This is a genomic window from Fundidesulfovibrio soli (assembly GCF_022808695.1).
Taxonomy (GTDB): Bacteria; Desulfobacterota; Desulfovibrionia; order Desulfovibrionales; family Desulfovibrionaceae; genus Fundidesulfovibrio; species Fundidesulfovibrio soli.
In genome coordinates this window covers 81443-104575 of sequence record NZ_JAKZKW010000011.1, presented here as the reverse complement: position 1 = coordinate 104575, position 23133 = coordinate 81443, and the positions used below count along the sequence as shown (strand labels likewise).

Here is a 23133-nt window from a genome sequence, read left to right as displayed (position 1 = left end):
AGCCTTGCCGAAAGCCTAAAAATATCTCCAATCTTTACAGTGTTTTCAGTTTGCCGATGTGTTAGGGCGGTGAAAGGCTGTTGACATGACGCTTGAAAACCATGACTGAATGATCATTCAGTCAGGAGCTGATATGGCCAAGGATGCGGTGGAGTCCATTTTGACGGCGGCCACGTCCCTCTTCGCGGAGAGGGGGGTGGGCGGCGTCTCGTTGCTCGAGGTGGCCAAGAGCGCCAAGGTCTCCTCCGGGCTGATCATTTACCACTTCAAGTCCAAGGACAACCTGCTCTTCATTGTCTCCAGGATGATCCTTTCGCGCCTCCATCGCTGCGCCCTGGAGGCCATGCCCCCCGAGGCAGACCCTCTCGAAGCCATCCACGCCTTCATCGACAGCCTGTTCGCCTTCGCCGCGGAAAACCGCGACAGCGCCGTGTTCCTGGCCAAGTGCAACCCGTTCATGCGCCTGGACCTGACCAGATTTCCGGAGACGGAGCTTGTGGTCCTCAAGAACCAGATCGTGGGGCTGGTGCTGTCCAGGGTGCGCCAAGGCGTGGAGGCAGGCATCTTCAACTCCGTCTCCGAGGAAGCGCTCGAGTTCATCATCTGGTCCATGCTGCAGGGCGTTTGCCGTTCGTTCAGCCAGAGTCTCGACAAGGGCCTGCTCGCCCGGGAGCTCAAGGAGCTCTTCACATACAGGCTTATGGGCTCCCTCCGGGAGCCTCTGCGGAAATTGCACGGGGAACAATCCAATCAGGAGGGAGTACGGTGAAGAACTTGAAGTTGGGTATGAAAATAGGCCTGGGATTCGGCACCCTGCTGCTCATCGCCTGCGCCTTGGGCGGCATGGCCATGATGAACATGCTCTCCGTCGGCGCACATGCTGACCGCCTGGCCCAGGAGATCGCCCCGGAAGTTGCCATTGCCAACCAGATCGAGCGCAACGCCCTCAATGCGGTCCTCAACGTCCGCGCCTTCGGCTACACCGGCGACCCCAAATTCAAGGATGCAGGGCTCAAATATCTGGCCGAGGTGGAAAAGTATCTGAAGGATGCCCGCGAACTGGCCCAGAAGTATCCCGGGCTGGTGAAGCTCAGGGAGGCATCTGAAAAGACCATCGCGACCGTGGCCGAGTGGCGAAAGTACATAACCGCGAGCTTCGAGCTGGAGCAGGCCATGGCTGAGAACCGCAAGGTCATGGACCAGGCTGCCCAGGCTTTCATGAACAACGGCCAGAAGTATCTCGATGAGCAGAACACGGCCCTGGCCGCCGCCGCGGGAAAAGGCCCTGTGGCAACCCAGGAGGTTCTGGAGCGCCTGGAAAAGATCACGCTGATCAACGATGTCATGGATCTAGGCAACACAGTTCGCCTGGCCAACTTCAAGGGGCAGGCCCTGCGCGACCAGAAGCTCATCCAGGACGCCATGAAGAATTTCGATGAAATCAACCAGAAGCTCGCCAAGCTGCGGCCGCTGACGCGCAACCCGGCGGTGCTCCAGGCCCTTACCGACACCGGCAAGGCGGGCGAGACATACAAGGAGGCCATGCAGGCCTACCTCAAGAACACCCAGGCCATGGAGGACAACGGCAAGAAGCGCAGCGTCGCCACCGCCGAAGTGCTCAAGGCCGCGGAGGACATCGCCGTCTACGGCGTGAAGGTCACCGAGGAGGTTACGGGCGAAGCCTCGCACAGCCTGTCCCGCGCCTCCACCGTCATGGCGGTGGGCCTGGGCCTGGCGTTGATCCTGGGCATCGTGGTGTCCATCGTGATCACAAGGGGCATCACGGGCCCGGTCATCAAGGGCGTGGGCTTCGCCCAGAAGATGGCCCAGGGCGACCTGACCCAGACCCTCGACGTGAACCAGAAGGACGAGATCGGCGTGCTGGCCGACTCCCTGCGCACCATGGTGCAGCGCCTGAGCGAGGTCATGGGCGAGGTGATCGAGGGCACCAACAACGTGGCCTCCGGCGCCCAGGAGCTGGCCGCCACTTCGGAGTCGCTCTCCCAGGGCGCTTCCGAGCAGGCCGCCAGCGTGGAGGAAGTATCCTCCTCCATGGAGGAGATGGCCTCCAACATTCAGCAGAACGCCGACAACTCCGTGCAGACCGAGGCCATGGCCCTCAAGGCCGCCAAGGACGCAGAGGAAGGCGGCCAGGCCGTGACCCAGACCGTCGGGGCCATGAAGCAGATCGCGGAGAAGATCTCCATCATCGAGGAGATCGCCCGCCAGACCAACCTCCTGGCGCTCAACGCCGCCATCGAGGCCGCCCGCGCGGGCGAGCACGGCAAGGGCTTCGCGGTGGTAGCCGCCGAGGTGCGCAAGCTGGCCGAGCGCTCGGGCCACGCCGCGGCCGAGATATCGTCGCTGTCGTCGGAATCGGTGGCCGTGGCCGAGAAGGCCGGGAAGATGCTCGGGGCCATCGTGCCGGACATCAAGAAGACGGCGGAGCTGGTGCAGGAGATCTCGGCCTCCTCCCGCGAGCAGAACGCCGGGGCGGATCAGGTGAACAGGGCCGTGCAGCAGCTCGACCAGGTGATCCAGCAGAACGCCTCCGCCTCCGAAGAGATGGCCTCGACCTCCGAGGAGCTCTCCAGCCAGGCCGAGCAGCTGCTGGCCACCGTGAGCTTCTTCAAGCTCAAGGACGGGCAGACCGGCCGCCGCGCGGCGCCCAGGGCGCTGCCCCAGGCGGCCCATCGCCCCGCCGGGCGTGCGGAAGCCAGGAAAGCCAAGCCCGCGGGCAGGGGTGTGGTGCTGGACATGGGCGCCGAAGGTCATGACGACGACTTCGAGAAATTCTAGCCCCAGGAGCCAGACGTGAGCGACACCAACAACCAATACCTGACCTTCACCCTGGGCGAGGAAGTGTTCGCACTGGATATAGCGTCGGTGCGCGAGGTGCTGGAGTACACGGCCATCACCAAGGTTCCGCGCACCCCGGAATACATCCGGGGGGTCATCAACCTGCGGGGCCGGGCCGTCCCAGTGGTGGACGTGCGCCTCAAGTTCGGGATGGCCTCCACGCAGCGCACGGTGAACACCTGCATCATCATCGTAGAGGTGGACCTCGGAGGAGAGACCACTGTGCTCGGCGCCCTGTCCGACTCGGTCAAGGAGGTCATGGACATCGAGCCGGAGAACATCGAGCCCGCGCCCAGGATCGGCACTTCCATCAAGGCCGACTTCATCAAGGGTATCGGCAAGCACGGGGAAGACTTCATCATCCTTCTGGATATCGACAAGGTGTTCTCGGAGGAGGAGCTGCTCCAGCTGTCAGGCACCGGCGCCGAGCCGGAGGCCGCCGCCTGACGCGGTATATTACCTGGAAAACGGCCGGCCTCCCCCGGCCCCGCATCACGCGTGGCGCCTGACAGCAGGAGCACGCCGGATGCGGGGCCGGGCGGCCGGCATGACCGCCCGCCGGGGCCAGCCGTACAGCCCGGAGCGGTGACCCGGCCGTAGGGTTGAGCCCCGGCCCGGCCTTGCGGGGGCTTGTGCCCCGGCTGGCGGCGGCGTACATTTCCGGCCGCTGCGCCCTGCGCGCCATTTGGCTTAGGGAGGCTGTCATGCTCCGACCGTACCCAACCCAATTTCCTGCCGTCTCCGGCAACACGAGCACCCGTTCCGTCCCTTCGGATCGGGAATCGGTGCAGCCGTGAATTTCCACGCCACCACACCGGAAAGCCGCATCGGCAAGCGCCTGCTTCGTCAGGTGCTCGTGTTCAGCCTGGCTTTGCTGGCGATGTTCAGCCTGGCCCAGCTGGCCATGGAGTACACCCAGGCCGTCTCGGGCATCGAGAGGAGCCTGGAGGCCATCGGCGACCGCTACGGCAAATCCCTCTCCACCGCGCTTTGGGAGTTCGACAGGCGCCAGTTGGCCGCCCAGTTGGAGGGGATTCGCTCGCAGCGCCACGTCAGTTACGTCGGCGTGACCAGCGAAGGCGAAACCGTCATGGAATTGGGGGTGAAGGCCCCGAAGGGCGCAATCGCCCGGGACATCGCCCTGGTCTACGCCGGGAACCAGCGGCGGATGCCCGTGGGCACGCTCACGGTGCAGGCCTCCCGGGAGGGGGCCGCGCGCGAGATCGTGGAAAGAACGCTGAAGATGAGCCTGCTCTATGCGCTCATGATTTTCCTGGTGGCCCTGTTCATCTTCAGGCGCTTCCAGCAACAGGTGAGCAGGCACCTGGCCGACGCGGCCGCCTTCCTGCAAAGCACCGGCATAGAGGATCTGGGGCGCCCCCTGTACCTGGACAAGGCCTGGCGCGGGGACGAGATCGACATCCTAACCGACGCGCTCAACACCATGCGCTCCAGCCTGCGCGAGAGCTACCAGCGCATGCACGACGCCAGGCAGGAGGCCCAGGCCAGCGAGCAGCGTTACCGCGAGCTGGTGGAGAACGCCCGGAGCATGATCCTCAAGATCGACAAGAACGGGCGCATCCTGGAATTCAACGAATACGCCAGCGAGGTGTTAGGGTACAAACCCGAGGAGGTTCTGGGCAGGCACGTCCTGGATACCATTGTGCCCCGGACGGACAAGGCCGGGGGGAATCTCGGGGCCAGGATCGAGGGCATCCTGGCGGACCCCGGGCTGGAATCCTCTTCCGAAAACGAGAACATTCGCAAGGACGGCAGCCTGCTGGTCGTTGCCTGGAACAACAAGCCTTTCTTCGACGCCTCCGGGGAGTTCCAGGGCGTCATCAGCGTGGGGGTGGACGTCACTGAGCGCAAGCGCGCCGAGGAGGCTCTGCGCGAAAACCGGCAGGTGCTCGAAACCATCCTGAACTCCGTGCCCCAGTCCATCTTCTGGAAGGACAGGAACAGCGTCTACCTGGGCTGCAACAAATCTTTCGCCCAGGCCGCGGGCCTCAAGGACCCCGGGCAGATCGTGGGCATGACCGACTTCGAGCTGCCCTGGCTCCCCGAAGAGACGGAAGGCTACCGCGCGGACGACAGGCAGGTCATGGAGGGCGGCGAGCCCAAGCGCAACATCGTGGAGCAGCAGATGCAAAGCGACGGCAAGCGCATCTGGGTGGAGACGAGCAAGCTCCCCCTGATCGACGCCCAGGGTCGCGTCAGCGGGGTGGTGGGCATCTACGAGGACATCACCGAGCGCAAGACCGCCGTGGAGGCCCTGCGCGAAAGCGAGGACCGCCTTGAGTCCGTGCTGGAGGGCAGCCAGCTGGGCTTCTGGGACTGGGACATGGAGACCGGCCGCGTCTACCGCAACGAGATGTGGGCCAGGATACTGGGCTACACCCTCGACGAGGTCAGGACCAACGTGGGCCAGTGGACGGAACTCATCCACCCCGAGGACAGGGAGCTGGCCCTGAAATCCATCCAGGACCACCTGGCGGGCAGAACGCCCATGCACCGGGTGGAATACAGGATGCGCGCCAAGGACGGGGGCTACCGCTGGATTCTGGACCAGGCCCGGGTGGTCAAATACGACGCCCAGGGCAAGGCCCTGCGCATGAGCGGCACGCACACCGACGTCACCGAGCACCGCAAGATGCAGGAGCTGATGATCCAGACGGAGAAGATGATGAGCGTGGGCGGACTGGCGGCGGGCATGGCCCACGAGATCAACAACCCCCTTTCCGCCATCCTGCAGAGCGCGCAGGTGGTGCTCTCCCTCTTTTCCTCGGAGCGCAAGGCCAACCACGCCGCCGCCGAACAGGCCGGTTGCAGCCTGGACTCCATCAGGGCCTACGCGGAGAAACGGCAGATCCTCGTGTTTCTTGAGGGCATCCGGGAGGCGGGCATCCGGGCTGCGCGCATCGTCTCCAACATGCTGGAGTTCAGCCGCAAGAGCGAATCCAAGCGCGCCCCGGTGGACATCAACGCCCTTCTGGACAAGACGGTGGAGCTCGCCTTCTCGGACTACGACCTCAAGAAGAAGTATGATTTCAGGAAGATCCGCATCGAGCGCCAGTACGCCCAGGACCTGCCGCAGGTGCCTTGCACGCGCACGGAGATCGAGCAGGTGGTGCTCAACCTGCTCAAGAACGCGGCCCAGGCCCTCACCGAGCTGCCGCAACGGGACGCGCGCAGCACCATTAGCCTGCGGACCAGCCTCGACGGGGACTTCCTGCGCATCGTGGTGGAGGACAACGGTCCCGGGATGCCGGAACAGGTGCGCAAACGCGTTTTCGAGCCTTTCTTCACCACCAAGGGGGTGGGCGAGGGCACGGGGCTGGGGCTTTCGGTGTCCTATTTCATCGTGGTCACAAACCACAAGGGCGCCATCGAGGTGCAGTCCGAGCCGGGGAAGGGCACTCGCTTTACGGTATCGCTCCCGCTCAGGTGATGCCACGCGAGGCGGCTGCCCGTTGAGCAGCCGGCCGCCGTCACGCTGCAGGCTTTGCCAAGCCAAGCATGTCCACCGGATGGCGCGGCTTCCCGCCCTGGCCTTGCGCGCCGAAATCGCATATCCTAATGCACACCCGAAACCAGCACCCAAGCGAGGACCCCATGAGCAAGTTCCTGTTCGTGCTATCCCGTGGCCCCGAAGACTCCACACGCGCCGTGCGCGCCATGTTCCTGGCCAAGGTGGCGGCCGGAAAGGGGCACGACGTCACCGTGTTCCTGCTGGACGAGGCCGTTTACTGGTCCAACCTCGGCATGGCCGAGAGGGTGCGCATCCCAACCGGTGACGCCATGATCGACCAGATCAGGGAGCTCCAGGACAAGGGGGTGAAGTTTCTGGTGTGCAAGCCCTGCGCCGAGGCCCGTCTGATCGGTGCGGACGATCTGCCCGCCGGGTTCGAGATCAGCACCGCCGCCGTTCTCATCGACATGGCGGTCGAGGCCAAGGTTTTCAGCTTCTAGGCGCGGCCTGCTCAATCCCGAGCCGGGCTTGAAGCCCGGAGAGGGCCTCCAGCAGGGGCGGAAAGTGCAACGAGGAATCGTGATGAACCCCATCCTGAGTTTGGCCCTGGCGCTGGCCTTGCTGTTCCCGGCCGCGACAGGGGCCCTGGCGGCGGATTTCGCCGCCGACATGCTCCTGTCCGTTGACGGTAAGTTCCTGCAGGATGGGGTGGTCTACGTCAAAGGCAGCAGGATGCGCCTGGAGACAGCTCCGGCAGACGAGATGCAGGTGTTCATCATCGATCAGGCGCTGGGTAAGGCCTACATGCTTCAAGCCGCGACCAAGTCGTACCTGGAGCTTCCCCTGGAGCCCAAGCGCCTGGGGCTGTTGGCGCTCGCGGGGCAGTCCGACCCGGCGAAGTGGCGCAGGATCGGCCGCGAGACCATCGGCGTCTGGGACTGCGAGAAGCGCATCATGGAGTTCCGGTCTGACGGCGCCAGCGGCGAGGTGACGGTCTGGTTCCCCGAGAAGCTTGGTTATGTGATCAAGTCCGTGCTCAGGGAGACCGGCAAGAGCATCACCATGGAGTACAAGAACATCAGGCCCGGCTCCATTGCCGCCGGAATGTTCACGGTTCCCGCGGACTACCGGAAGGCCGTGATGCCGCCGGCGGGCCTGGGCATGGCTCCGGGCATGGTCGATCAGGACCTGGCGGCCAAATCGGCCCAGCTCTTCATGAAGAGCGGACAACATTCGCAGGAATGAGGCACTCGGGCTGAACCGCGCCGCCAGCGCCCCGGCCATCACAATAACGACCCCTTTTAAAGATGAAACGCGCGTTTTTCTACGTCCTGTACCTCCCCATTTCGGTGCTGTGCTTGTTCCTGTTGGCGGAACTCGGACTGCGGCTCTTTTCCGCACCGGTGCCCAGTTTCGTGAGTTTCGAATTCCATCCCGACCGGGCGGGCGATTTCGCTCCCGGCCGTCACCTCACGGACACCCTCATCAGGGGTCTGCCGTTCACGGTGAGCACCAATTCCCAAGGGCTGCGCGCCACGCGCGAGCTGTCCCCGCCTGGGAGCGGCGCGCTCCGGGTGCTCTGCCTGGGGGACTCCTTCACCTTCGGGGTCGGGGTGAACGACAGCGAGGCCTACCCCGCCCAGTTGGAAGCCATCCTGCGGACCAAATACCCCGGCCGGGACATCGAGGTCGTCAACGCGGGGATGCCCTTCTTCGACGTGGTGGACGAGTTGGACTACTGGGAGCAGAAGGGGCGCGCGCTCAAGCCCGACCTGGTGATCTGCCAATTCTACTATAACGACGTTCAGACAATGAACGGAGAATCGTTCCGCAGGGAGGCCAGGGCCAAGGCCGCGCCTTACAGCGCGACCAGGCAGCTGCTCAAGCAGTCCAGGGTATACGCCGCCGCCACCACGGCGGCCTACGGGCTGTTCAAGGCCGGGATGCTGCCCGCGCAGGGCCAGGCGGCCAGGCCCGCCGACCCCTGGTACGAGGGCCGTTACTGCCCCAGGCCGTCCGAAGCGGAGTCCGGGGCCCTGAATTCCGGCATGCTGGACCAGGCCAGCCTTGTGGCTCTGGCCTGCCGCTGGGAGAAGTACTACGCCGGGCTTCTGGCGCTGCGCGACAGCGTGGAGGCCTCGGGTGCGCGCTTCCTGTTCCTCATGGTGCCCGACGAGACGCAGGTCCAGCAGGATCTGGTGGCCCCTTCCGCTTATCTGAACCCCCTTCTGGCCCGCGACGGCGTGGCCGCCATCGACCTGCTGCCCGCCTTCCGGGCGGCCCACCATCAGGACGGTGTGCCGCTCTACAACTCCCCTTACGATTTCCACGCCAACAGGGCGGGCAACACCGTCATCGCCGTCTTGGCGGCCCGGGCCATCGCCCTGAAGCCCGGGGGCGGCGTGGAGTTGGATGCCCGGCCCTGGTACGGGTTCGGGCACGTTTCGCGCGTCGGCCTGGTTGCGGACGGGAAAGGCCCGGCCCTTCTGGGAGACGACGGCGAGCTCTACGGCGCCTGGACTGCTGACGGCCGCATCCATGTGCAGGGCCTGGGGGCGGCCACGGACAGGGCCGAGATCACCACCTACGAGGACACGCCCGGCGAGTTCTGTCTGGCTGTCGGCTCGCAGGAGGCCCGGACCTATATCGAGCTGAAGCTGCATCCCCAGGTGTTCAACGACGCGGACAACGGCGGCCTGAAGGCCTACTTGAGCCTGGACGGCGGACCCGAGCGGCTGGTGCTGGACAGGAACGGCCGCACCTCGGGGGACGACGCCTATTTCTACAGCGCCTACTCCCCAGACAAGCCCTTCACCAGGGCCGCGCTGCGCTTCGTGGTAGGCAAGGGCACGGGCCTGGTCATCGACAAGAAGTCAGGTGAGCCTCCCAGGCGCATGCTTGTGAGCATGGGATACTGACGGCGGGGCCGGGTTCCGGCCATTCCGGCGTTGCAATTGGGGCGCGCCTCGGATAGGCCCACCCCTGCGCGGCATCCCTTGCAGCAATCGTTTATGTCAGCCTGTTCAACAAACTCGCGGGCAAGGCGCAAGAAAAAGTCAATGCCGAAGAGTAGTTCGCGTAGGCGAGGGTTTGACTTTTCCGGGCCGACGCAGCCAGCGGGGATTATTCAACAGGCTGATCGGGCGAGGCGCATCATGCAGGACGTTTCCCTCGGCAATGTGTTCAGGTTCATCTGGCAGGCGGCCATCCTCTGGGCCGTCTACCGGGGCAGCTGCTGGTTCGTGGAGGCCGTGGCCCTGCCCCTGCCAGGCAACGTGGTGGGCGTGGTGGCGCTGTTCACCCTGCTCTGCCTGGGCGTGGTCAAGCTGGAGCACGTCTCCCACGCGGCGGATTTCCTGCTCAGGCACCTGGTGTTCTTCTTCGTGCCCATCACCGTGGGCCTGATGGAATGGGGCGGAGTCTTCAAGGAGTACTGGCTGGAGCTTACGGCCGCCGTGGTCGTGAGCTCGCTGCTCCCGTTCTGGCTGGTGGGCTTCGTGACCCAATGGCTGCACCGCAGGGGCAAACCGTGCGACATATGACCACCCCCCTGCTCGTGGCGCTCACGCTGGCGGCCTACGTCCTGCTGCGCAAGCTCTACCTGCGTCGTCCCCACCCCCTGCTCAACGTGGTGGTGCTCAGCTCCGCCGTGGTGGCCGCCGTCCTCATGGGCCTGAACATGCCCTACGCCGACTACATCCCCGCGCGCGACATCATGACCTTCCTGCTTGGCCCGGCCACCGTGGGCCTGGCCGTGCCCCTCTACCGCCATCGCGGCCTGCTCAGGCTCTACGCCTTGCCCATCCTGGCCAGCGTCGGCCTTGGCGCGCTCACGGCCATGCTCACTGCCGGGGGAATCGCCAGGCTCGCGGGGCTCCCGCGCGAGGTGGTCATGTCCATCCTGCCCAAGGGCGTCTCCATCCCTTTCGCGGTGGAGATCGCCCGCATGTACGACGGCGTCCCCCCTCTGGCCACGGCCTTCGTTGTGGCCACGGGCACCCTGGGCTCGCTGATGGGGGCCGTGTTCCTGAGCCGCGTGGGCATCCGCAACCCCGTGGCCCGGGGGCTGGCCCTGGGCACCGTGTCCCACGCGCAGGGCACCGCCGCCGCGCTGGAGGAGGGCGAGGAGCAGGGCTCCATGGCCGGGCTGGCGCTGATCCTGGCGGGGGTGTTCACGGCGGTGTTCGCGCCGCTGGCGGTGTGGATTCTGGGGTGAGGGGACACGGCTTAAGAACGGTGCGGACTTTGGGCTGAAGAGGATGGCCAGGAGGAGATAGGGCCTCCGGCGGCCAGGGGCGCCGCCCCTGAACCCCGCCAAAGGGAGTTCCTCCCTTTGGAATCCCGTTTGGGGACCCTATCTGCGGCGGCGGTTTTGGCTCGCCGCGCAGGGACGGAATGATCGAGCTTATAAAAAGCCGGCCCCTGCAGGCATACGCCTGCAGGGGCCGGGTTTTTGTGAGGCGCGGGCGGCGCGAATAACTACATGATGGCCTTCACCGCGGTGGAGGTCATCTGCACGATGGCTTCGGGGGCCAGGCCCAGGGCGATGATCGCGGCCAGCAGGAACACGCTGGCCACCTGCACGCCCGGCTCCAGCCCGATGGAGGCCTCGCTCTGCGGGGGCACGGTGTAGATGGCCCGCACCACCTGCAGGTAGTAGTAGATGGAGATGGCCGTGTTGATCGCCGCCATGATGACAAGCATCAGGTGCCCGGCCTTGTAGGCCCCGGTGAGCAGCATGAACTTGCCCATGAAGCCCACGAAGGGCGGGATGCCCGCCAGGGCGAACATGCTCACCGCCAGGGTGAAGGCCAGAAGCGGCGAGCGCTTGTGCAGGCCGTTCAAGTCCTTGATGGTGACGTTGGCTCCGGTGGGCGACACCGTGCAGATCACCAGGAAGGCCGCCAGCATCATCACAAGATAGCCCGCCACGTAGTAGAGCGCGGTGGCGAAGCCCAGGGCCTGCATGGTCACGAAGCCCAGCAGGATGTAGCCCGCATGGGCGATGCCGGAGAAGCCCAGCATGCGCTTGATGTCCGTCTGCACCAGGGCCACCAGGTTGCCGTAGAACATGGAGGCGATGGAGAGCGCCGTGAGCGTGGTGATCACGGCCTGGGTCTCGGGGGTGGAGAGGGCGCAGAACCGGGCCAGGATGGCCACCGCCGCCACCTTGGGGATGGAGGCGATGAAGGCCGTGGTGTCGTTGGAGGCCCCCTGGTACACGTCCGGCGACCAGAAGTGGAACGGGAACACCGCCAGCTTGAACAGGAACCCGCACAGCATCATGATGAGCGCCACCCAGGCCACGGGCTGGCCCATCACGGCGTGCATGGCCGGCAAAAGCTTGTACAGGTAGGTGGTGCCGGTGAGCCCGAACACGTAGCTCATGCCGAAGAGCATGATGCCCGTGGCCACCACGCCGAACAGGATGTACTTGACCGCCGCCTCCATCTGCTCCCGCAGGCCGCCGCGCTCGTCGCGCATGGGCACCAGCAGGTACAGCGAGTAGGACGACAGCTCGAGCGACAGGAACAGGGTCAGAAGCTCCACGCTGCTGGCCAGCAGGTTCAGCCCCAGCATGCTGGTTATCAGGAAGAAGTAGTACTCCGGCCGGATGTCCTCGGCCACGTCCTTGAGGTCCGTGCCGAAGAGCAGCACCACCCCGAAGCCCGTGGCCAGGGCCAGCTTCACGATCTGGGAGAACAGGTCCACCCGGTAGGCGTCGTAGAACAGGCTCCCTTGCTGCGGCAGGGCGATCACGCAGGCCGCGATGTTGCACAGGGCCAGGGCCAGGGTGACCTTCCTGACCGCCCCCGGGGGCGCTGTGACCATGCTCAGGCCGAAGACCACGAGCCCGCCTATGATGAGGACCAGTTCAGGAGCGAAGAGCAGTGCGTTCATATGTTGGCCTTGGTTTGTAAGTCCTGGTGGTGTCCGTTCAGCGCGGCATCATCTCGGTGAGCGCCAGCGAGTTCTGGGCCGTGTAGGCGGTCTGCGCGATGAGGTTGGTTATGCTCGGGCGTATGGCCTTGAGGAAGGGCTCGGGGGCCAGGCCGATCCAGAACACGAAGACGAGCAGCGGGGCCAGGGTCACGGCCTCGCGCCAGTTGAGGTCCGGCATCTTGGACTGGTCCGGGTTGGCCGTGCCGCCCCAGATCACGCGCTGGAGCATCCTGAACATGTAGGCCGCGGCCAGCACCGCGCCGGGGATGGCGCAGGCGGCCACGATCTTGTTGTTGAAGAAGGCCCCCGCCAGGATCATGAACTCGCCCACGAAGCTGTTGGTGCCCGGGAAGGCCAGGGACGAGAGCGAGAAGAAGGTCAGGAAGGTGACGTAGATGGGCATGAAGCGGCCCAGCCCCGCGGCGGCCGCCAGCTCGCGGCTGTGGCTGCGCTCGTAGACCATGCCCACGCAGAAGAACAGCGCGCCGGTGGTGACGCCGTGGTTGATCATCTGCAGCACCGCGCCCTCGATGCCGCGCTGGTTGAGCGCGAAGATGCCCAGGGTCACAAAGCCCATGTGGCCCACCGAGGAGTAGGCGATGAGCTTCTTCATGTCCTGCTGGGCCAGGGCCGTGAACCCGCCGTAGAGGATGCCCGCCACCGAGAGCCATTGCAGGAAGGGCATCAGCCCCACCGTGGCCGCCGGTGTGATGGGCAGGCAGAAGCGCAGGAAGCCGTAGGTGCCCATCTTCAGGAGCACCGAGGCCAGGATGACCGAGCCCGCCGTCGGAGCCTCCACGTGGGCCGCGGGCAACCAGGTGTGAAAGGGGAACATGGGCACCTTGATGGCGAAGGCGATGAAGAAGGCCAGGAACACGTAGAGTTGGAAGGTTGCCGAGTAGTTCTGGCCCATGAGCGCCGGGATGCTGAAGGTGCCCTGGCTGATGTAGAGCGCCACGATGGCGACCAGCAGCAGCACCGACCCGGCCAGCGTGTACAGGAAGAACTTGATGGAGGCGTAGGTCTTGCGGGGGCCGCCCCAGACCGCGATGAGCAGGTACATGGGGATGAGCATGGCCTCCCAGAGCACGTAGAAGAGCACCAGGTCCAGCGCCATGAACACGCCCAGCATGGAGGTCTCCATGATGAGCAGGCAGATCATGAACTCGCGCACCCGCGTGGTGATGTAGCGCCAGGAGCCCAGCACGCACAGCGGCATGATCAGGGTGGTCATCATCACCAGCAGGATCGAGATGCCGTCCACGCCCAGGGTGTAGTTGATGTTCAGCGTGGGTATCCAGGCGGCGTGCTCCCCGAACTGGTAGAGGTGCGACGTGGTGTCGAAGCGCCCCCACACCGGCAGGGAGAGGGCCGCCACGGCCAGGGTGACGAGCAGGGTCCACACCTTCACCGTGTTCTCGCCCGGCAGCACCAGGGCCACCACCGCCCCCGCCAACGGCAGGAAGATCAGTATGGAGAGGATCGGGAACCCGAATGTATTCATGGTCAGAAAGTCCATTCCCACGCTCCTTGCTCAATGAGATCGAGGCACGGCCAGGGCTTCACGGGCTCAGGCCGTGGCCAGGACGACGAGCACCACGGCGACCACCGCCAGCATCAGGATGATGTTGTACTGCAGGCGTCCGGCCTGCGCCCCGCGCAGCACGCCGCCCGTTTCGCGCACGCCCCTCGCGGTGCCGTCGATCACGCCGTCGAGGATGTTCCAGTCGAACCAGGACCAGAAGCGCGAGGTCTTCATCAGCGGGATGAGCCCGATGGTGTTGTAGGCCTCGCTCACTGTGTCGTCTGCGGATTGGACGGGCTTGCGCGCCAGCCAGAAGAAGGCGCGTCCGCCCATGCGGTAGAACCAGTCCATGTCCAGGCTGATGACCGCCTCGGGCGTGAGCTTCTTGAGCAGCAGGAAGAAGCCCAGGGCCGTGAACAGCAGGATCTGCAGCGTCTCGGACAGGTGGTAGGTGTCGTAGGGGTGGTACTTCGCGGCCACGTCCGGGTAGGGCAGCATCTCGTACAGATAGGGCGTGTAGCAGCCGATGAAGATGCACAGGAAGGAGGCGATGAGCATGGCCGCCTGCATGTTCAACGGCGGGTCCTTGGCCTTTTCCCAGGTCTCCTGGCTGCAGTTGTTCTTCCCGAACCAGATGTAATAGGGGACCTTGAGGCCCGTGTGCAGGAAGGTGCCCGCAGATGCCAGCATCAGCAGGAAGGCGGCCCAGAGGTTGTGCTGCTCGAAGCCCGCGGCCACGATCATGGACTTGCTCACGAAGCCGCTGAACAGAGGGAAGGCCGAGATCGAGAGGCCCCCTATGAGCGTGAAGATGAAGGCGCGGGGCATCTTCTTGTAGAGCCCGCCCAGTTCGGAGAATTTGCTCTTGCCCGTCATCTGCAGCACCGAGCCGCAGCCCATGAACAGGAGGCCCTTGTAGAGGATGTGCGCGAAGGCGTGCGCGCAGGCGCCGTTGATGGCCATCTGCGAGCCCAGGCCCACGCCCGCCACCATGTACCCCACCTGGCTGATGATGTGGTAGGCCAGCAGCCGCCGGGCGTCGTTCTCGAGCACCGCGTACACGACGCCGTAGAGGGCCATGCACACGCCCAGGGGCACCAGGATCTCCATGCCAGCGAAGCCGCGCGCCAGGGCGTAGACCGCCGTCTTGGTGGTGAAGGCGCACATGAACACCGCGCCCGAGACCGTGGCCTCGCCGTAGGCGTCGGGCAGCCAGGCGTGCAGCGGGGGCACGGCGGCGTTCAGGATGAAGCCCGCCATGATCAGCCAGGTGTAGAGCTGCGGGTCGCCCACGCCGATGGGCCCGAAGGAGATGTCGCCCCCGGTTGCCTGGTAGCGCAGCACCAGCCCGGCCAGCAGCATGAGCCCGCCCGCCGTGTGCACCAGGAGGTAGCGGTAGCCCGTGGCCAGTGACTCCTTGCGCCCCCGGAACCAGACCAGGAACACCGAGGAGAAGGCCATCACCTCCCAGAACAGGAACAGCACCAGGTAGTCCCCGCAGAAGATCACGCCGAGCGACCCGGCCACGTAGATCCACGCGGCCATGTGCTCCCAGGTGTTCTCCACGTGCAGCCCGTAGATGGTGCCGATGATGCACATGAGCGTCATGATGTAGGCGAAGACCATGCTCAGGCCGTCAACCCGCCCGAAGGTGAGCGTCCAGTCCAGGAAGCGGGCCTGCCCGTAGACCCCGAAGTGCCCCTGCATGGAGAGCACGTCCAGGAAGGCCAGCACCGGCACCGCGATCAGCACGGCCTTGCGCATCGCCTTGGGGGTGATCTGCAAGAGCAGCGCGCCCGCGATGAGAATCAGCGAGGGGTGGATCCAGAGATCAGTCATCGTAGTAGTCCTCGCGGGTCATGATCCCCAGGTGGCCGTACCACTTGGAGAAGATGATGATGATCACGCAGGCCGCGAAACCGAACAGCGACCAGAAGCCCGGGATGCGCTCCGCCATCGTGTGGGCGTGCTCCTTGGACACGAAGACCGCGTCCCAGAGCACCACCAGGGCCAGCACGCCCACGCAGCACCGGATCACCAGGGTGAGCCGGTCGCGCAGGAAGTCGATGAATTTGACGATCATCCGGTCACCGCCTTGACGAAGAGCATGATGGTGTCGGGGAAGATGCCTATGTACACGGAGATGGCCGCCGCGATCAGGATCGGGATGACCATGGAGAGCGGGGCCTCCTTGATGCCTGCTGAAACCTCGCCCTGGGGCCGCTTGCCGAAGAAGGCCTTGTAGGTCACCGGGGCGAAGTAGGCCACGTTCAGGAGCGTACTGGCCAGCAGCACCAGCAGGATGCCCATGGAGTGCGCGGGCATCTCCATGGCCCCCACCAGCAGCTTCCATTTGGTCACGAAGCCCGCAACGGGCGGCGCGCCGATCATGGAGAGCGAGGCGATGGCGAAGGCCCCGAAGGTGAAGGGCATGGTGCGCCCGAGCCCCCCCATCTCGGAGATGTATTTCTTGTGCGTGGCCACGTAGATGGCGCCCGCGCAGAAGAAGAGCGTGATCTTGGAGAAGGCGTGGTTGGCGATGTGCACGATGCCGCCCTGGATGCCGTCAACCGTGAGCAGTGCCACGCCCAGCACGATGTAGGAGAGCTGGCTCACCGTGGAGTAGGCGAGGCGCGCCTTCAGGTTGTCCTTGGTGAGGGCGATGATCGAGGCCGCCAGGATGGTGAAGGAGACGAAGTACGCCGTGGGCACGCCCAGGTTCAGCGCGCCCATGAGGTCCGTGCCGAAGACGTAGAGCATGACGCGCGTGGTGCAGAACACGCCAACCTTGACCACCGCCACCGCGTGCAGCAGCGCGGAGACCGGCGTGGGCGCGACCATGGCCCCGGGCAGCCAGTTGTGGAACGGCATGATGCCGTTCTTGGCGAAGCCGAGGATGCAGCACCAGTAGAGGATGGTCACCAGGGTGTCGCTTACGCCCTGGGGGAAGATGCCGGTGTGGATGTTGTTGGCGAAGTCCAGGGTGCCGGTGAGCACGTAGATGACGATCATGGCCGGCAGGATCAGGCCCTTGGCCGTGGTGGTCAGGTAGACGATGTACTTCTTGGCCCCTTCGTAGCCCTCCTCGTCCTGGTGGTGTGCGACCAGGGGGTAGGTGCAGACGCTCACGATCTCGTAGTAGAGGTAGAGGGTGAACAGGTTGTCCGAGAAGGCCACGCCCACGGCCCCGAACAGCGAGAGGGCGAAGCAGGTGTTGAAGCGGGTCTGGGCGTGCTCGTGCAGGCCCCTCATGTAGCCCGCCGAGTAGAACACCGCGATGATCCACAGGAAGGAGGCCACCATGGCGAAGACCATGGAGAAGGCGTCCGCCCGGAAGGTCACCGAGAGCCCCGGCAGGATGCTGAACAGGGTGTAGTGCAGGGTCTGGCCCTTGCCCAGGGGCGCGGGGGCCACGTCCGGCACGATGGACATGATGATGGCGAACATCACCAGGGAGGCCACGCTGGACCACGACTCCCTGATGTTGGGGTTGCGGCCCGAGAGCATCACCAGCATGGCCCCCACGAGGGCCGCCAGGCTGGCTGCCAAAGGCTTGATGGATTCGACGCTGTCCATGGCGGGCTCTCCTGTCCGCTAACCCTTCAGCTCCGCCGGGGTGTCGGCGTCGATGGAGCGGTAGTTGCGGTAGATGGCGATGATGATGCTCAGCGCGATGGCGGCCTCGGCCGCGGCGATGGCCATGATGAACAGGGTGATGATCTGCCCCACCGTGGGGTCCGGCGCGAGGAAGTGGTTGAAGGCCATGAAGTTCACCGAGGCCCCGGAGAGGATCAGCTCAGAGGCGATGAGCATGCCGATGAAGGTCTTGCGCAGGGCCATGCCGAAGAGGCCGAAGCCGAAGAGCAGGGCCCCCAGGACCAGGTAGGTCTCCAGGCTGCCGCCCAGGTTCAGGATCTGGATCATCTACTTGTCCCTCCCGGCCCGCGCCAGCACCAGCGAGCCCACGATGGCCACCAGCAGCACCACGGAGATGAGCTCGAAGCTCATGCTGTAGGTGGTCAGCAGGGACTGGCCCACCTTTTCGAGCGACCCGGCCTCGGGGGCGGCGGGCGCCCCGGTCCATTTCGTGCCCAGCGCCACCCAGGCCAGGGCGGCCGTGATCGCGGCGCTGCCGGCAAGGCCCAGGAAGACCATCACGGGCTTGCGCTCCACCTGGCGCTCCTGGTCGGCGGTCTCGGCCAGCATCACCGCGAAGATGATGGTGACGCACACCGCGCCGATGTAGATAAGTATCTGCATCAGGGCCACGAAGGGGCTTGCGAGGTAGTAGTAGAGGCCGGCCACGCCCAGGAAGCACAGGGCCAGCCCGGCGACGCTGCGCACCAGCCTGCGCGCCCCGGTGGCCACCACGGCTCCGGCCAGGGTGATGGCCACGAAGCCCAGGAAGAGCAGCCCCGCCAGGGCCTGCGAAGCCGTGAGCCCGGGGGGCAGCAGCAGAAAGCCCGTCAGGGCCTCCGCGGGGAAGGTCTGCGTGGTCATTGCTTGCGTTCCTCCAGCCGCTTGAGCAGGTCGAAGACGAATTCGGATTCCTGCGACCCCACCAGGTTGTAGTCCTTGGAGAAGTCGAGGGCCGCCGTGGGGCAGACCTCGACGCACAGGCCGCAGAGGCTGCACTTGGTGAAGTCCAGCTGGTAGTAGGTGAGCACCTTCTGCTTCACGCCCTCGCGCTTCTCGCCTTCCAGGGTGATGCAACCCGAGGGGCAGGTCTTCATGCAGGCGTTGCACACGATGCACTTGTTGGTGCCCTTGCGCTCGTCGAGCACCAGGTCGATGTGGCCCCGGAAGCGCGGCTTCATGGGCACGGTCTGGTGCGGGTACTGCAGCGTGACCACGGGGCCGAAGAAGTACCTGATGGTGATGGTCATGCCCACCAGCAGGCTCCACGTGCCGTTTACGATGTCTCTGATGTAGGCTTTCATGGCTAGAGCACCTTGAGCAGCGCGCTGGTGAGGATCAGGTTGGCGAAGGCCACGGGGATCAGCACCTTCCAGGAGAGGTTCAGCAGCGAATAGAACGTGGTCCGTGGGAAGGTCCACCTGATCCAGATCACGGTGAAGATCAGCGCGTACATCTTGATCAGGAACCAGTGCAGGCCCGGCCAGAGCCCGAAGGGGCAGTCCCAGCCGCCCAGGAACAGGATGGTGGCCATGCTCGTGCCCACCACGATGTTGGCGTACTCGCCCATGAAGAACACGCCGAAGCCCATGCCCGGGTATTCGGTGAAGGCGCCCGCGATGAGCTCGCTCTCGGCCTCGGCCATGTCGAAGGGTGCGCGGTTGGTCTCGGCCAGCATGCACACGAAGTAGATCAGGAAGGCCACGGGCATCAGCGGGCTGGCCGTGAAGCGGAACACGTTCCAGTGCCAGAATCCGCCCAGTTGGGTGGTGACCACCTCGTGCAGGTTCATGGTCCCGGTGACCATGACCATGGTCACGATGACGATGAGCATCGGAATTTCGTAGGCCACGTTCTGCGAGACCACGCGCGCGGCCGAGATCACGGCGTACTTGTTGCGCGAGCCCCACGCGCCTAGCAGCAGGCCCAGCACGTTCACCGAGGCGAAGGCGAAGATGGCCAGCAGCCCCACGTCCAGGTTACGGGCCACGATGGTGTCGCTGTAGGGGATGGTCACGAAGCACATCACGGCGGGCGTCATCACCAGCACGGGGCCCAGGCGGAACAGGAAGGAGTCCGCCCCCTTGGGGATGATCAGCTGCTTGGTCATGAGCTTGAGGCCGTCGGCAACGGGCTGGAGCAGGCCGAAGGGGCCGACCTCCTTGGGGCCTATGCGGCACTGGATGTGCCCCGCCTCCTTGCGCTCCAGCCAGACCAGATAGGCGGCGTTGGTGGCGATGAAGGCGATGAAGCCCACAAGGTAGAGCAGAAGCCGCAACAGTTCGGGGTCGATCGTCATATTGCCCACCTCAGCGGTCGATCTCGGGTATGACCAGGTCCAGGCTGCCCATCAGCGCCAGGGCGTCGGGCAGGAGCATCCCCTTGGCGGCCTCGCCGAAGGTCACCAGGTTGGAGAAGCTCGGGGTGCGCAGCTTCATCCTGTAGGGCGTGTTGGTGCCGTCGCTGACGGCGCGGATGCCGAAGGAACCGCGCGCGGTCTCCACCGCGTGGTAGTAGTCGCCCTTGGGCGGCTTGATGGTCTTGGGCGCCTTGGCGGCCATGACCGGGCCTTCGGGGATGGAGCCCACGGCCTGCTCGATGATGCGCATGCTCTGCTCCATCTCGTCCATGCGCACCATGTACCGGGCCATGGAGTCGCAGCCGGAGTACACGGGGATGTCGAAGTCGAAGCGGGGGTAGACGGAGTAGGGCTCGTGGCGGCGCACGTCGAAGTCGATGCCCGCCCCCCTGGCCACCGGGCCGGTGGCCCCGTACTTGCGGCACATCTCGGCGTCGATGAAGCCGATGTCCTGCAGGCGCTTCATCAGTATGATGTTCTTGGTGACCAGGTTGTGGTACATGGGCATGCGCTCGCGCAGCCGGGCCACGAAGGCCTTGGAGCCGTCCAGGAAGTCCTGGTCCACGTCGTTGTAGACGCCGCCGAAGCGGTAGTAGCAGTAGGTCAGGCGCGACCCGGTGACGGCTTCCAGCAGGTCCAGGATCTGCTCCCTGTCGTCGAAGGCGTACAGCAGGGGGGAGAAGCCGCCCAGGTCCAGCACGAAGGCCCCGAACCAGAGCAGGTGGCTGGAGATGCGGTTGAGCTCGTTGGTGATGACCCGGATGTACTCGGCGCGCTCGGGCACCTCGATGCCGGCGGCGCGCTCCACCAGGCAGACGTAGTTGTGGTTGTAGGCCAGGGCGTGCAGGTAATCCATGCGCCCGGTGTTGGGCAGGAACTGCGCCCAGGTCCGGTTTTCGCCCATCTTCTCGTGCATGCGGTGGATGTAGCCCAGCACGGGCTCGGCCTCGACGATGTACTCCCCGTCCATGACCAGCTTCACGCGCAGCACGCCGTGCGTGGCGGGATGCTGCGGCCCCAGGTTCAGGACGAAAGTCTCGTTGCTCGCGCTTTGGGCGATGGCTGTCATGCGCTGTAGTCCTTGCGGAGGGGGTGGTAGTCGGCGTCCTCGGGCAGCAGCAGGGGCACCAGGTAGCCGTGGCCCTCGAAGACGATGCCGAAGAAGTCGTGGGTCTCGCGCTCGTGCCAGTGCGCCGCTTGGTAGATGTTGGCGATGCTGGGCACCGAGGGCTTGTCCCGGGGGGTGCGGGTGCGCAGGGTCACCCGGTGGCAGCGGTCGTAGCGGTTGAAATCGTAGATGGCCTCCATGTCGTCCACGGCGGGCTCGGGCGGGGCGGCCTCGGCCTCCGGTTCTTCAGCGGCGGCTTCCTCGGGCAGGGGCTCCCCGGCCTCTTCGGCTGCTTTGCGGGCCTCGGCGGCCTTCTTGGCGGCGGCCGCCTTCTTGGCAGCGGCGGCGGCCTGGGCTTCCTTTATCTTGGCGGCGTTCTCGCCCAGCCAGTCCACCCCGGTGATGGTCTCGATGAAGTATCCGGCCTCGTCCAAAATCCGCACGGCGGCCACCAGCTGCGCGGGGGGCAGGCTCACGTCCAGGGAGAAACCCCTGCGGGCGTGGTCGAGCTCCTGCACGGCGGCGGAGGGCAGCGCCGCGAGCCTCTGCTTGAGGGTGTCTGCGTCCATGTTCAGCTGGCCTCCGCCTTGGTGTCGGTTGCGGGCTCGCCCTGGTCTTCATCCTCGGGGGGCAGGGGCTGGCGGGGCATGGGGTCCACCACCACGCGGGGCCAGCGGCGCGTGCCGGTCATCTTCTCCTCGAGCAGCAGGATGCCCTCGATGAGGGCCTCGGGCCTGGGCGGGCATCCGGGGATGAACACGTCCACCGGGAAGAGCTTGGAGGCGCCCTCCACCACGTTGTACTGCCCCTCGAACACGAAGGGCCCGCCGGAGATGGCGCAGTTGCCCATGGCGATGACCCACTTGGGCTCGGGCATCTGATCGTAGAGGGTCTGGACGGCCGGAGCCATCTTCTTGTTGATGGTCCCGGTGACGATCATCACGTCGCTCTGCCTGGGCGAGGGGCGGAACACCTCGGCCCCGAAGCGCGCCAGGTCGAACCGGGAGGCGCCCGTGGCCATCATCTCGATGGCGCAGCAGGCCAGGCCGAAGGTCATGGGCCACAGGGAGTTGGCCCGGCACAGCGCGACGAGTTTGTCGAGCTGCGAGAAGTGCACTATCGATTGGAGAACGTCTTGCGTTGCCACCTGAACACTCCCTTTTTCCAAGCGTAGAGGATCACCAGCGAGAGGATCGCCACGAAGATCAGTATCTCGACGAAGGCGCGGAGGTCGCCCACTGGGCCCGGCTTGTTGTAGACCAGGGCCACCGGGAACAGGAACAGGATGTCCACCGCGAAGGCCACGAACATCAGCGCGTAGAGGTAGTAGACCACGCCGAACTTGATCCAGGCGTCGCCGATGGGGGGCACGCCGCATTCGATGAACTGGCGGGTCTGGCCGCGCGTGCTCCGGGTGGAGCGCGGCGAGAGAAAGTAGACGATGACGAACGGGCCCAGGGCGAAGCTCAGCCCGCCCAGGAAGAAGGCGAAGACGTAAAGAAGGTCGAGCGTGGCGTTTTCGTTCACGAGACGTCACTCCTTGCTGTTCGCTTCAATGGCCGCTCAAGGAACCGCGCTTCCCGGAGCCGGCGCGCCGCCGGCGGCGCATCGGACGCCGAAGAGCCTGCGGACGCCGCGGGCAGCGCCGCTCGGGTTCAACGCCGGGTGCCTTGTCATGCTGTGCATATGGTGCCGGCGTGTCGCAAAATTGTGTACAAGAACAACAGTCCACATTTTTTATCCGCAACAGGCCGTGCAATCCGGCAAGTCTTCTTATTCCGGGAGGTTGACCTACTATGCTCCACTTGTAAGGGTTATGCAACCCCAATCTCAAAATTTGCCGGCAGGCGTTTAGGCCCTCTGGCCCTGGCTGCCGCGAACAGAGCGGGTTATGGAAAAATAGATTTATAAAACATGATGTTGCCAGCAAGGTGGCATGGTAACAGTAATTGGTAGCACTTAGGCTTTTCTGTCAAGAAACTGCCCAGGGAGGGCTTTGTGAAAGAATTCATGAGAAACAAACTTTTCATTTTGAATCCGCTACGGTTCCAATTCCATATTTTATAGTCGCTGGTGACCCGCTCAGGAGCCGTCACCCCATCAGCAAGCCGCGTGCCGAAAGGGTTGCCGGATTTCGCTGGCCAGAACTGGCGCGGCCTGCGGGGTGCTTCGGGGGCTAGGAGGGTTCTGTTTCCGGGCCCGATCAGCCCCGGAGCGTGTGCATTTTGTTA

General features: G+C 65.0%; 22 protein-coding genes. 9 read left to right on the top strand and 13 right to left on the bottom strand.

Annotated features, from left to right (window positions below):
• Positions 1-133: 133 nt before the first annotated feature.
• From MLE18_RS11250 to MLE18_RS11210, 9 genes are all read left to right on the top strand, one after another.
• Positions 134-769: a TetR/AcrR family transcriptional regulator gene (locus tag MLE18_RS11250; protein ID WP_243438897.1), complete on the top strand. Its 636-nt coding sequence runs from the start codon at positions 134-136 to the stop codon at positions 767-769.
• The gene (locus tag MLE18_RS11245; protein WP_336605576.1) at positions 766-2799 is read left to right on the top strand and encodes a HAMP domain-containing methyl-accepting chemotaxis protein; all 2034 of its coding nucleotides are present in this window, start codon (positions 766-768) and stop codon (positions 2797-2799) included. Before MLE18_RS11250 ends, MLE18_RS11245 begins: the two co-directional genes overlap by 4 nt.
• 15 nt (positions 2800-2814) lie before the next feature.
• Positions 2815-3306, top strand: coding sequence for a chemotaxis protein CheW (locus tag MLE18_RS11240; protein ID WP_243438895.1), 492 nt, complete (start codon positions 2815-2817; stop codon positions 3304-3306).
• A gap of 346 nt (positions 3307-3652) precedes the next feature.
• Entirely contained in the window at positions 3653-6310 is a 2658-nt protein-coding gene (locus tag MLE18_RS11235; RefSeq protein WP_243438894.1) for a PAS domain S-box protein, read from the top strand.
• Positions 6311-6474: 164 nt separating this feature from the next.
• Complete coding sequence (locus MLE18_RS11230) at positions 6475-6831, top strand: DsrE family protein (protein ID WP_243438893.1); 357 nt, start codon at positions 6475-6477, stop codon at positions 6829-6831.
• 82 nt (positions 6832-6913) lie between these two features.
• A complete protein-coding gene (locus MLE18_RS11225) occupies positions 6914-7576 on the top strand; it encodes a DUF4412 domain-containing protein (protein ID WP_243438892.1) in 663 nt (220 codons plus the stop codon).
• A 62-nt stretch (positions 7577-7638) separates the two neighbouring features.
• Positions 7639-9249, top strand: a complete 1611-nt coding sequence (locus MLE18_RS11220; RefSeq protein WP_243438891.1) for an SGNH/GDSL hydrolase family protein — start codon at positions 7639-7641, stop codon at positions 9247-9249.
• Positions 9250-9486: 237 nt separating this feature from the next.
• Complete coding sequence (locus MLE18_RS11215; protein ID WP_243438890.1) at positions 9487-9873, top strand: CidA/LrgA family protein; 387 nt, start codon at positions 9487-9489, stop codon at positions 9871-9873.
• Positions 9870-10547 carry an LrgB family protein gene (locus tag MLE18_RS11210; RefSeq protein ID WP_243438903.1) on the top strand — a complete coding sequence of 226 codons (678 nt, stop codon included), beginning with the start codon at positions 9870-9872 and terminating at the stop codon, positions 10545-10547. Before MLE18_RS11215 ends, MLE18_RS11210 begins: the two co-directional genes overlap by 4 nt.
• A gap of 263 nt (positions 10548-10810) precedes the next feature.
• On the opposite strand, the gene MLE18_RS11205 is transcribed toward MLE18_RS11210, so the two are convergent.
• The 13 genes from MLE18_RS11205 to MLE18_RS11145 are packed head-to-tail and all read right to left on the bottom strand — an operon-like array spanning position 10811 to position 22429.
• Positions 10811-12232: an NADH-quinone oxidoreductase subunit N gene (locus MLE18_RS11205; RefSeq protein WP_243438889.1), complete on the bottom strand. Its 1422-nt coding sequence runs from the start codon at positions 12230-12232 to the stop codon at positions 10811-10813.
• Between the two features lie 37 nt (positions 12233-12269).
• Positions 12270-13793, bottom strand: a complete 1524-nt coding sequence (locus MLE18_RS11200) for an NADH-quinone oxidoreductase subunit M (RefSeq protein ID WP_243438888.1) — start codon at positions 13791-13793, stop codon at positions 12270-12272.
• Positions 13794-13844: 51 nt separating this feature from the next.
• Positions 13845-15638 carry a Na(+)/H(+) antiporter subunit D gene (locus MLE18_RS11195; RefSeq protein ID WP_243438887.1) on the bottom strand — a complete coding sequence of 598 codons (1794 nt, stop codon included), beginning with the start codon at positions 15636-15638 and terminating at the stop codon, positions 13845-13847.
• The gene (locus MLE18_RS11190; RefSeq protein WP_243438886.1) at positions 15631-15882 is read right to left on the bottom strand and encodes a hypothetical protein; all 252 of its coding nucleotides are present in this window, start codon (positions 15880-15882) and stop codon (positions 15631-15633) included. Before MLE18_RS11190 ends, MLE18_RS11195 begins: the two co-directional genes overlap by 8 nt.
• Positions 15879-17375, bottom strand: coding sequence for a monovalent cation/H+ antiporter subunit D family protein (locus tag MLE18_RS11185; RefSeq protein ID WP_243438885.1), 1497 nt, complete (start codon positions 17373-17375; stop codon positions 15879-15881). The genes MLE18_RS11190 and MLE18_RS11185 overlap by 4 nt, the downstream gene beginning before the upstream one ends.
• A gap of 18 nt (positions 17376-17393) precedes the next feature.
• On the bottom strand, positions 17394-17723 hold the full coding sequence (nuoK, locus tag MLE18_RS11180; protein WP_243438884.1) for an NADH-quinone oxidoreductase subunit NuoK: 330 nt from the start codon (positions 17721-17723) through the stop codon (positions 17394-17396).
• Positions 17724-18299 carry an NADH-quinone oxidoreductase subunit J family protein gene (locus MLE18_RS11175; RefSeq protein WP_243438883.1) on the bottom strand — a complete coding sequence of 192 codons (576 nt, stop codon included), beginning with the start codon at positions 18297-18299 and terminating at the stop codon, positions 17724-17726. It lies immediately after the preceding gene.
• The gene (locus MLE18_RS11170) at positions 18296-18739 is read right to left on the bottom strand and encodes a NuoI/complex I 23 kDa subunit family protein (RefSeq protein ID WP_243438882.1); all 444 of its coding nucleotides are present in this window, start codon (positions 18737-18739) and stop codon (positions 18296-18298) included. Before MLE18_RS11170 ends, MLE18_RS11175 begins: the two co-directional genes overlap by 4 nt.
• 2 nt (positions 18740-18741) lie before the next feature.
• The gene (gene nuoH, locus MLE18_RS11165) at positions 18742-19734 is read right to left on the bottom strand and encodes an NADH-quinone oxidoreductase subunit NuoH (protein WP_243438881.1); all 993 of its coding nucleotides are present in this window, start codon (positions 19732-19734) and stop codon (positions 18742-18744) included.
• A gap of 10 nt (positions 19735-19744) precedes the next feature.
• Positions 19745-20863 (bottom strand): NADH-quinone oxidoreductase subunit D, encoded by a 1119-nt coding sequence (locus MLE18_RS11160; RefSeq protein ID WP_243438880.1) that lies wholly within the window; start codon positions 20861-20863, stop codon positions 19745-19747.
• Positions 20860-21471: an NADH-quinone oxidoreductase subunit C gene (locus MLE18_RS11155; protein ID WP_243438879.1), complete on the bottom strand. Its 612-nt coding sequence runs from the start codon at positions 21469-21471 to the stop codon at positions 20860-20862. The genes MLE18_RS11160 and MLE18_RS11155 overlap by 4 nt, the downstream gene beginning before the upstream one ends.
• 2 nt (positions 21472-21473) lie before the next feature.
• Entirely contained in the window at positions 21474-22022 is a 549-nt protein-coding gene (locus MLE18_RS11150) for an NADH-quinone oxidoreductase subunit B (protein ID WP_336605577.1), read from the bottom strand.
• Complete coding sequence (locus MLE18_RS11145) at positions 22019-22429, bottom strand: NADH-quinone oxidoreductase subunit A (protein ID WP_243438877.1); 411 nt, start codon at positions 22427-22429, stop codon at positions 22019-22021. Before MLE18_RS11145 ends, MLE18_RS11150 begins: the two co-directional genes overlap by 4 nt.
• Positions 22430-23133 lie beyond the last annotated feature (704 nt).

What these genes read in the sequence shown, in the direction of transcription:
- MLE18_RS11250 (WP_243438897.1), top strand. Translation starts at nt 134, where the DNA reads ATGGCCAAGGATGCGGTGGAGTCCATTTTGACGGCGGCCACGTCCCTC.
- MLE18_RS11230 (WP_243438893.1), top strand. Translation starts at nt 6,475, where the DNA reads ATGAGCAAGTTCCTGTTCGTGCTATCCCGTGGCCCCGAAGACTCCACA.
- MLE18_RS11225 (WP_243438892.1), top strand. Translation starts at nt 6,914, where the DNA reads ATGAACCCCATCCTGAGTTTGGCCCTGGCGCTGGCCTTGCTGTTCCCG.
- MLE18_RS11220 (WP_243438891.1), top strand. Translation starts at nt 7,639, where the DNA reads ATGAAACGCGCGTTTTTCTACGTCCTGTACCTCCCCATTTCGGTGCTG.
- MLE18_RS11215 (WP_243438890.1), top strand. Translation starts at nt 9,487, where the DNA reads ATGCAGGACGTTTCCCTCGGCAATGTGTTCAGGTTCATCTGGCAGGCG.
- MLE18_RS11210 (WP_243438903.1), top strand. Translation starts at nt 9,870, where the DNA reads ATGACCACCCCCCTGCTCGTGGCGCTCACGCTGGCGGCCTACGTCCTG.
- MLE18_RS11205 (WP_243438889.1), bottom strand. Translation starts at nt 12,232, where the DNA reads ATGAACGCACTGCTCTTCGCTCCTGAACTGGTCCTCATCATAGGCGGG.
- MLE18_RS11200 (WP_243438888.1), bottom strand. Translation starts at nt 13,793, where the DNA reads ATGGACTTTCTGACCATGAATACATTCGGGTTCCCGATCCTCTCCATA.
- MLE18_RS11195 (WP_243438887.1), bottom strand. Translation starts at nt 15,638, where the DNA reads ATGACTGATCTCTGGATCCACCCCTCGCTGATTCTCATCGCGGGCGCG.
- MLE18_RS11190 (WP_243438886.1), bottom strand. Translation starts at nt 15,882, where the DNA reads ATGATCGTCAAATTCATCGACTTCCTGCGCGACCGGCTCACCCTGGTG.
- MLE18_RS11185 (WP_243438885.1), bottom strand. Translation starts at nt 17,375, where the DNA reads ATGGACAGCGTCGAATCCATCAAGCCTTTGGCAGCCAGCCTGGCGGCC.
- nuoK (WP_243438884.1), bottom strand. Translation starts at nt 17,723, where the DNA reads ATGATCCAGATCCTGAACCTGGGCGGCAGCCTGGAGACCTACCTGGTC.
- MLE18_RS11175 (WP_243438883.1), bottom strand. Translation starts at nt 18,299, where the DNA reads ATGACCACGCAGACCTTCCCCGCGGAGGCCCTGACGGGCTTTCTGCTG.
- MLE18_RS11170 (WP_243438882.1), bottom strand. Translation starts at nt 18,739, where the DNA reads ATGAAAGCCTACATCAGAGACATCGTAAACGGCACGTGGAGCCTGCTG.
- nuoH (WP_243438881.1), bottom strand. Translation starts at nt 19,734, where the DNA reads ATGACGATCGACCCCGAACTGTTGCGGCTTCTGCTCTACCTTGTGGGC.
- MLE18_RS11160 (WP_243438880.1), bottom strand. Translation starts at nt 20,863, where the DNA reads ATGACAGCCATCGCCCAAAGCGCGAGCAACGAGACTTTCGTCCTGAAC.
- MLE18_RS11155 (WP_243438879.1), bottom strand. Translation starts at nt 21,471, where the DNA reads ATGGACGCAGACACCCTCAAGCAGAGGCTCGCGGCGCTGCCCTCCGCC.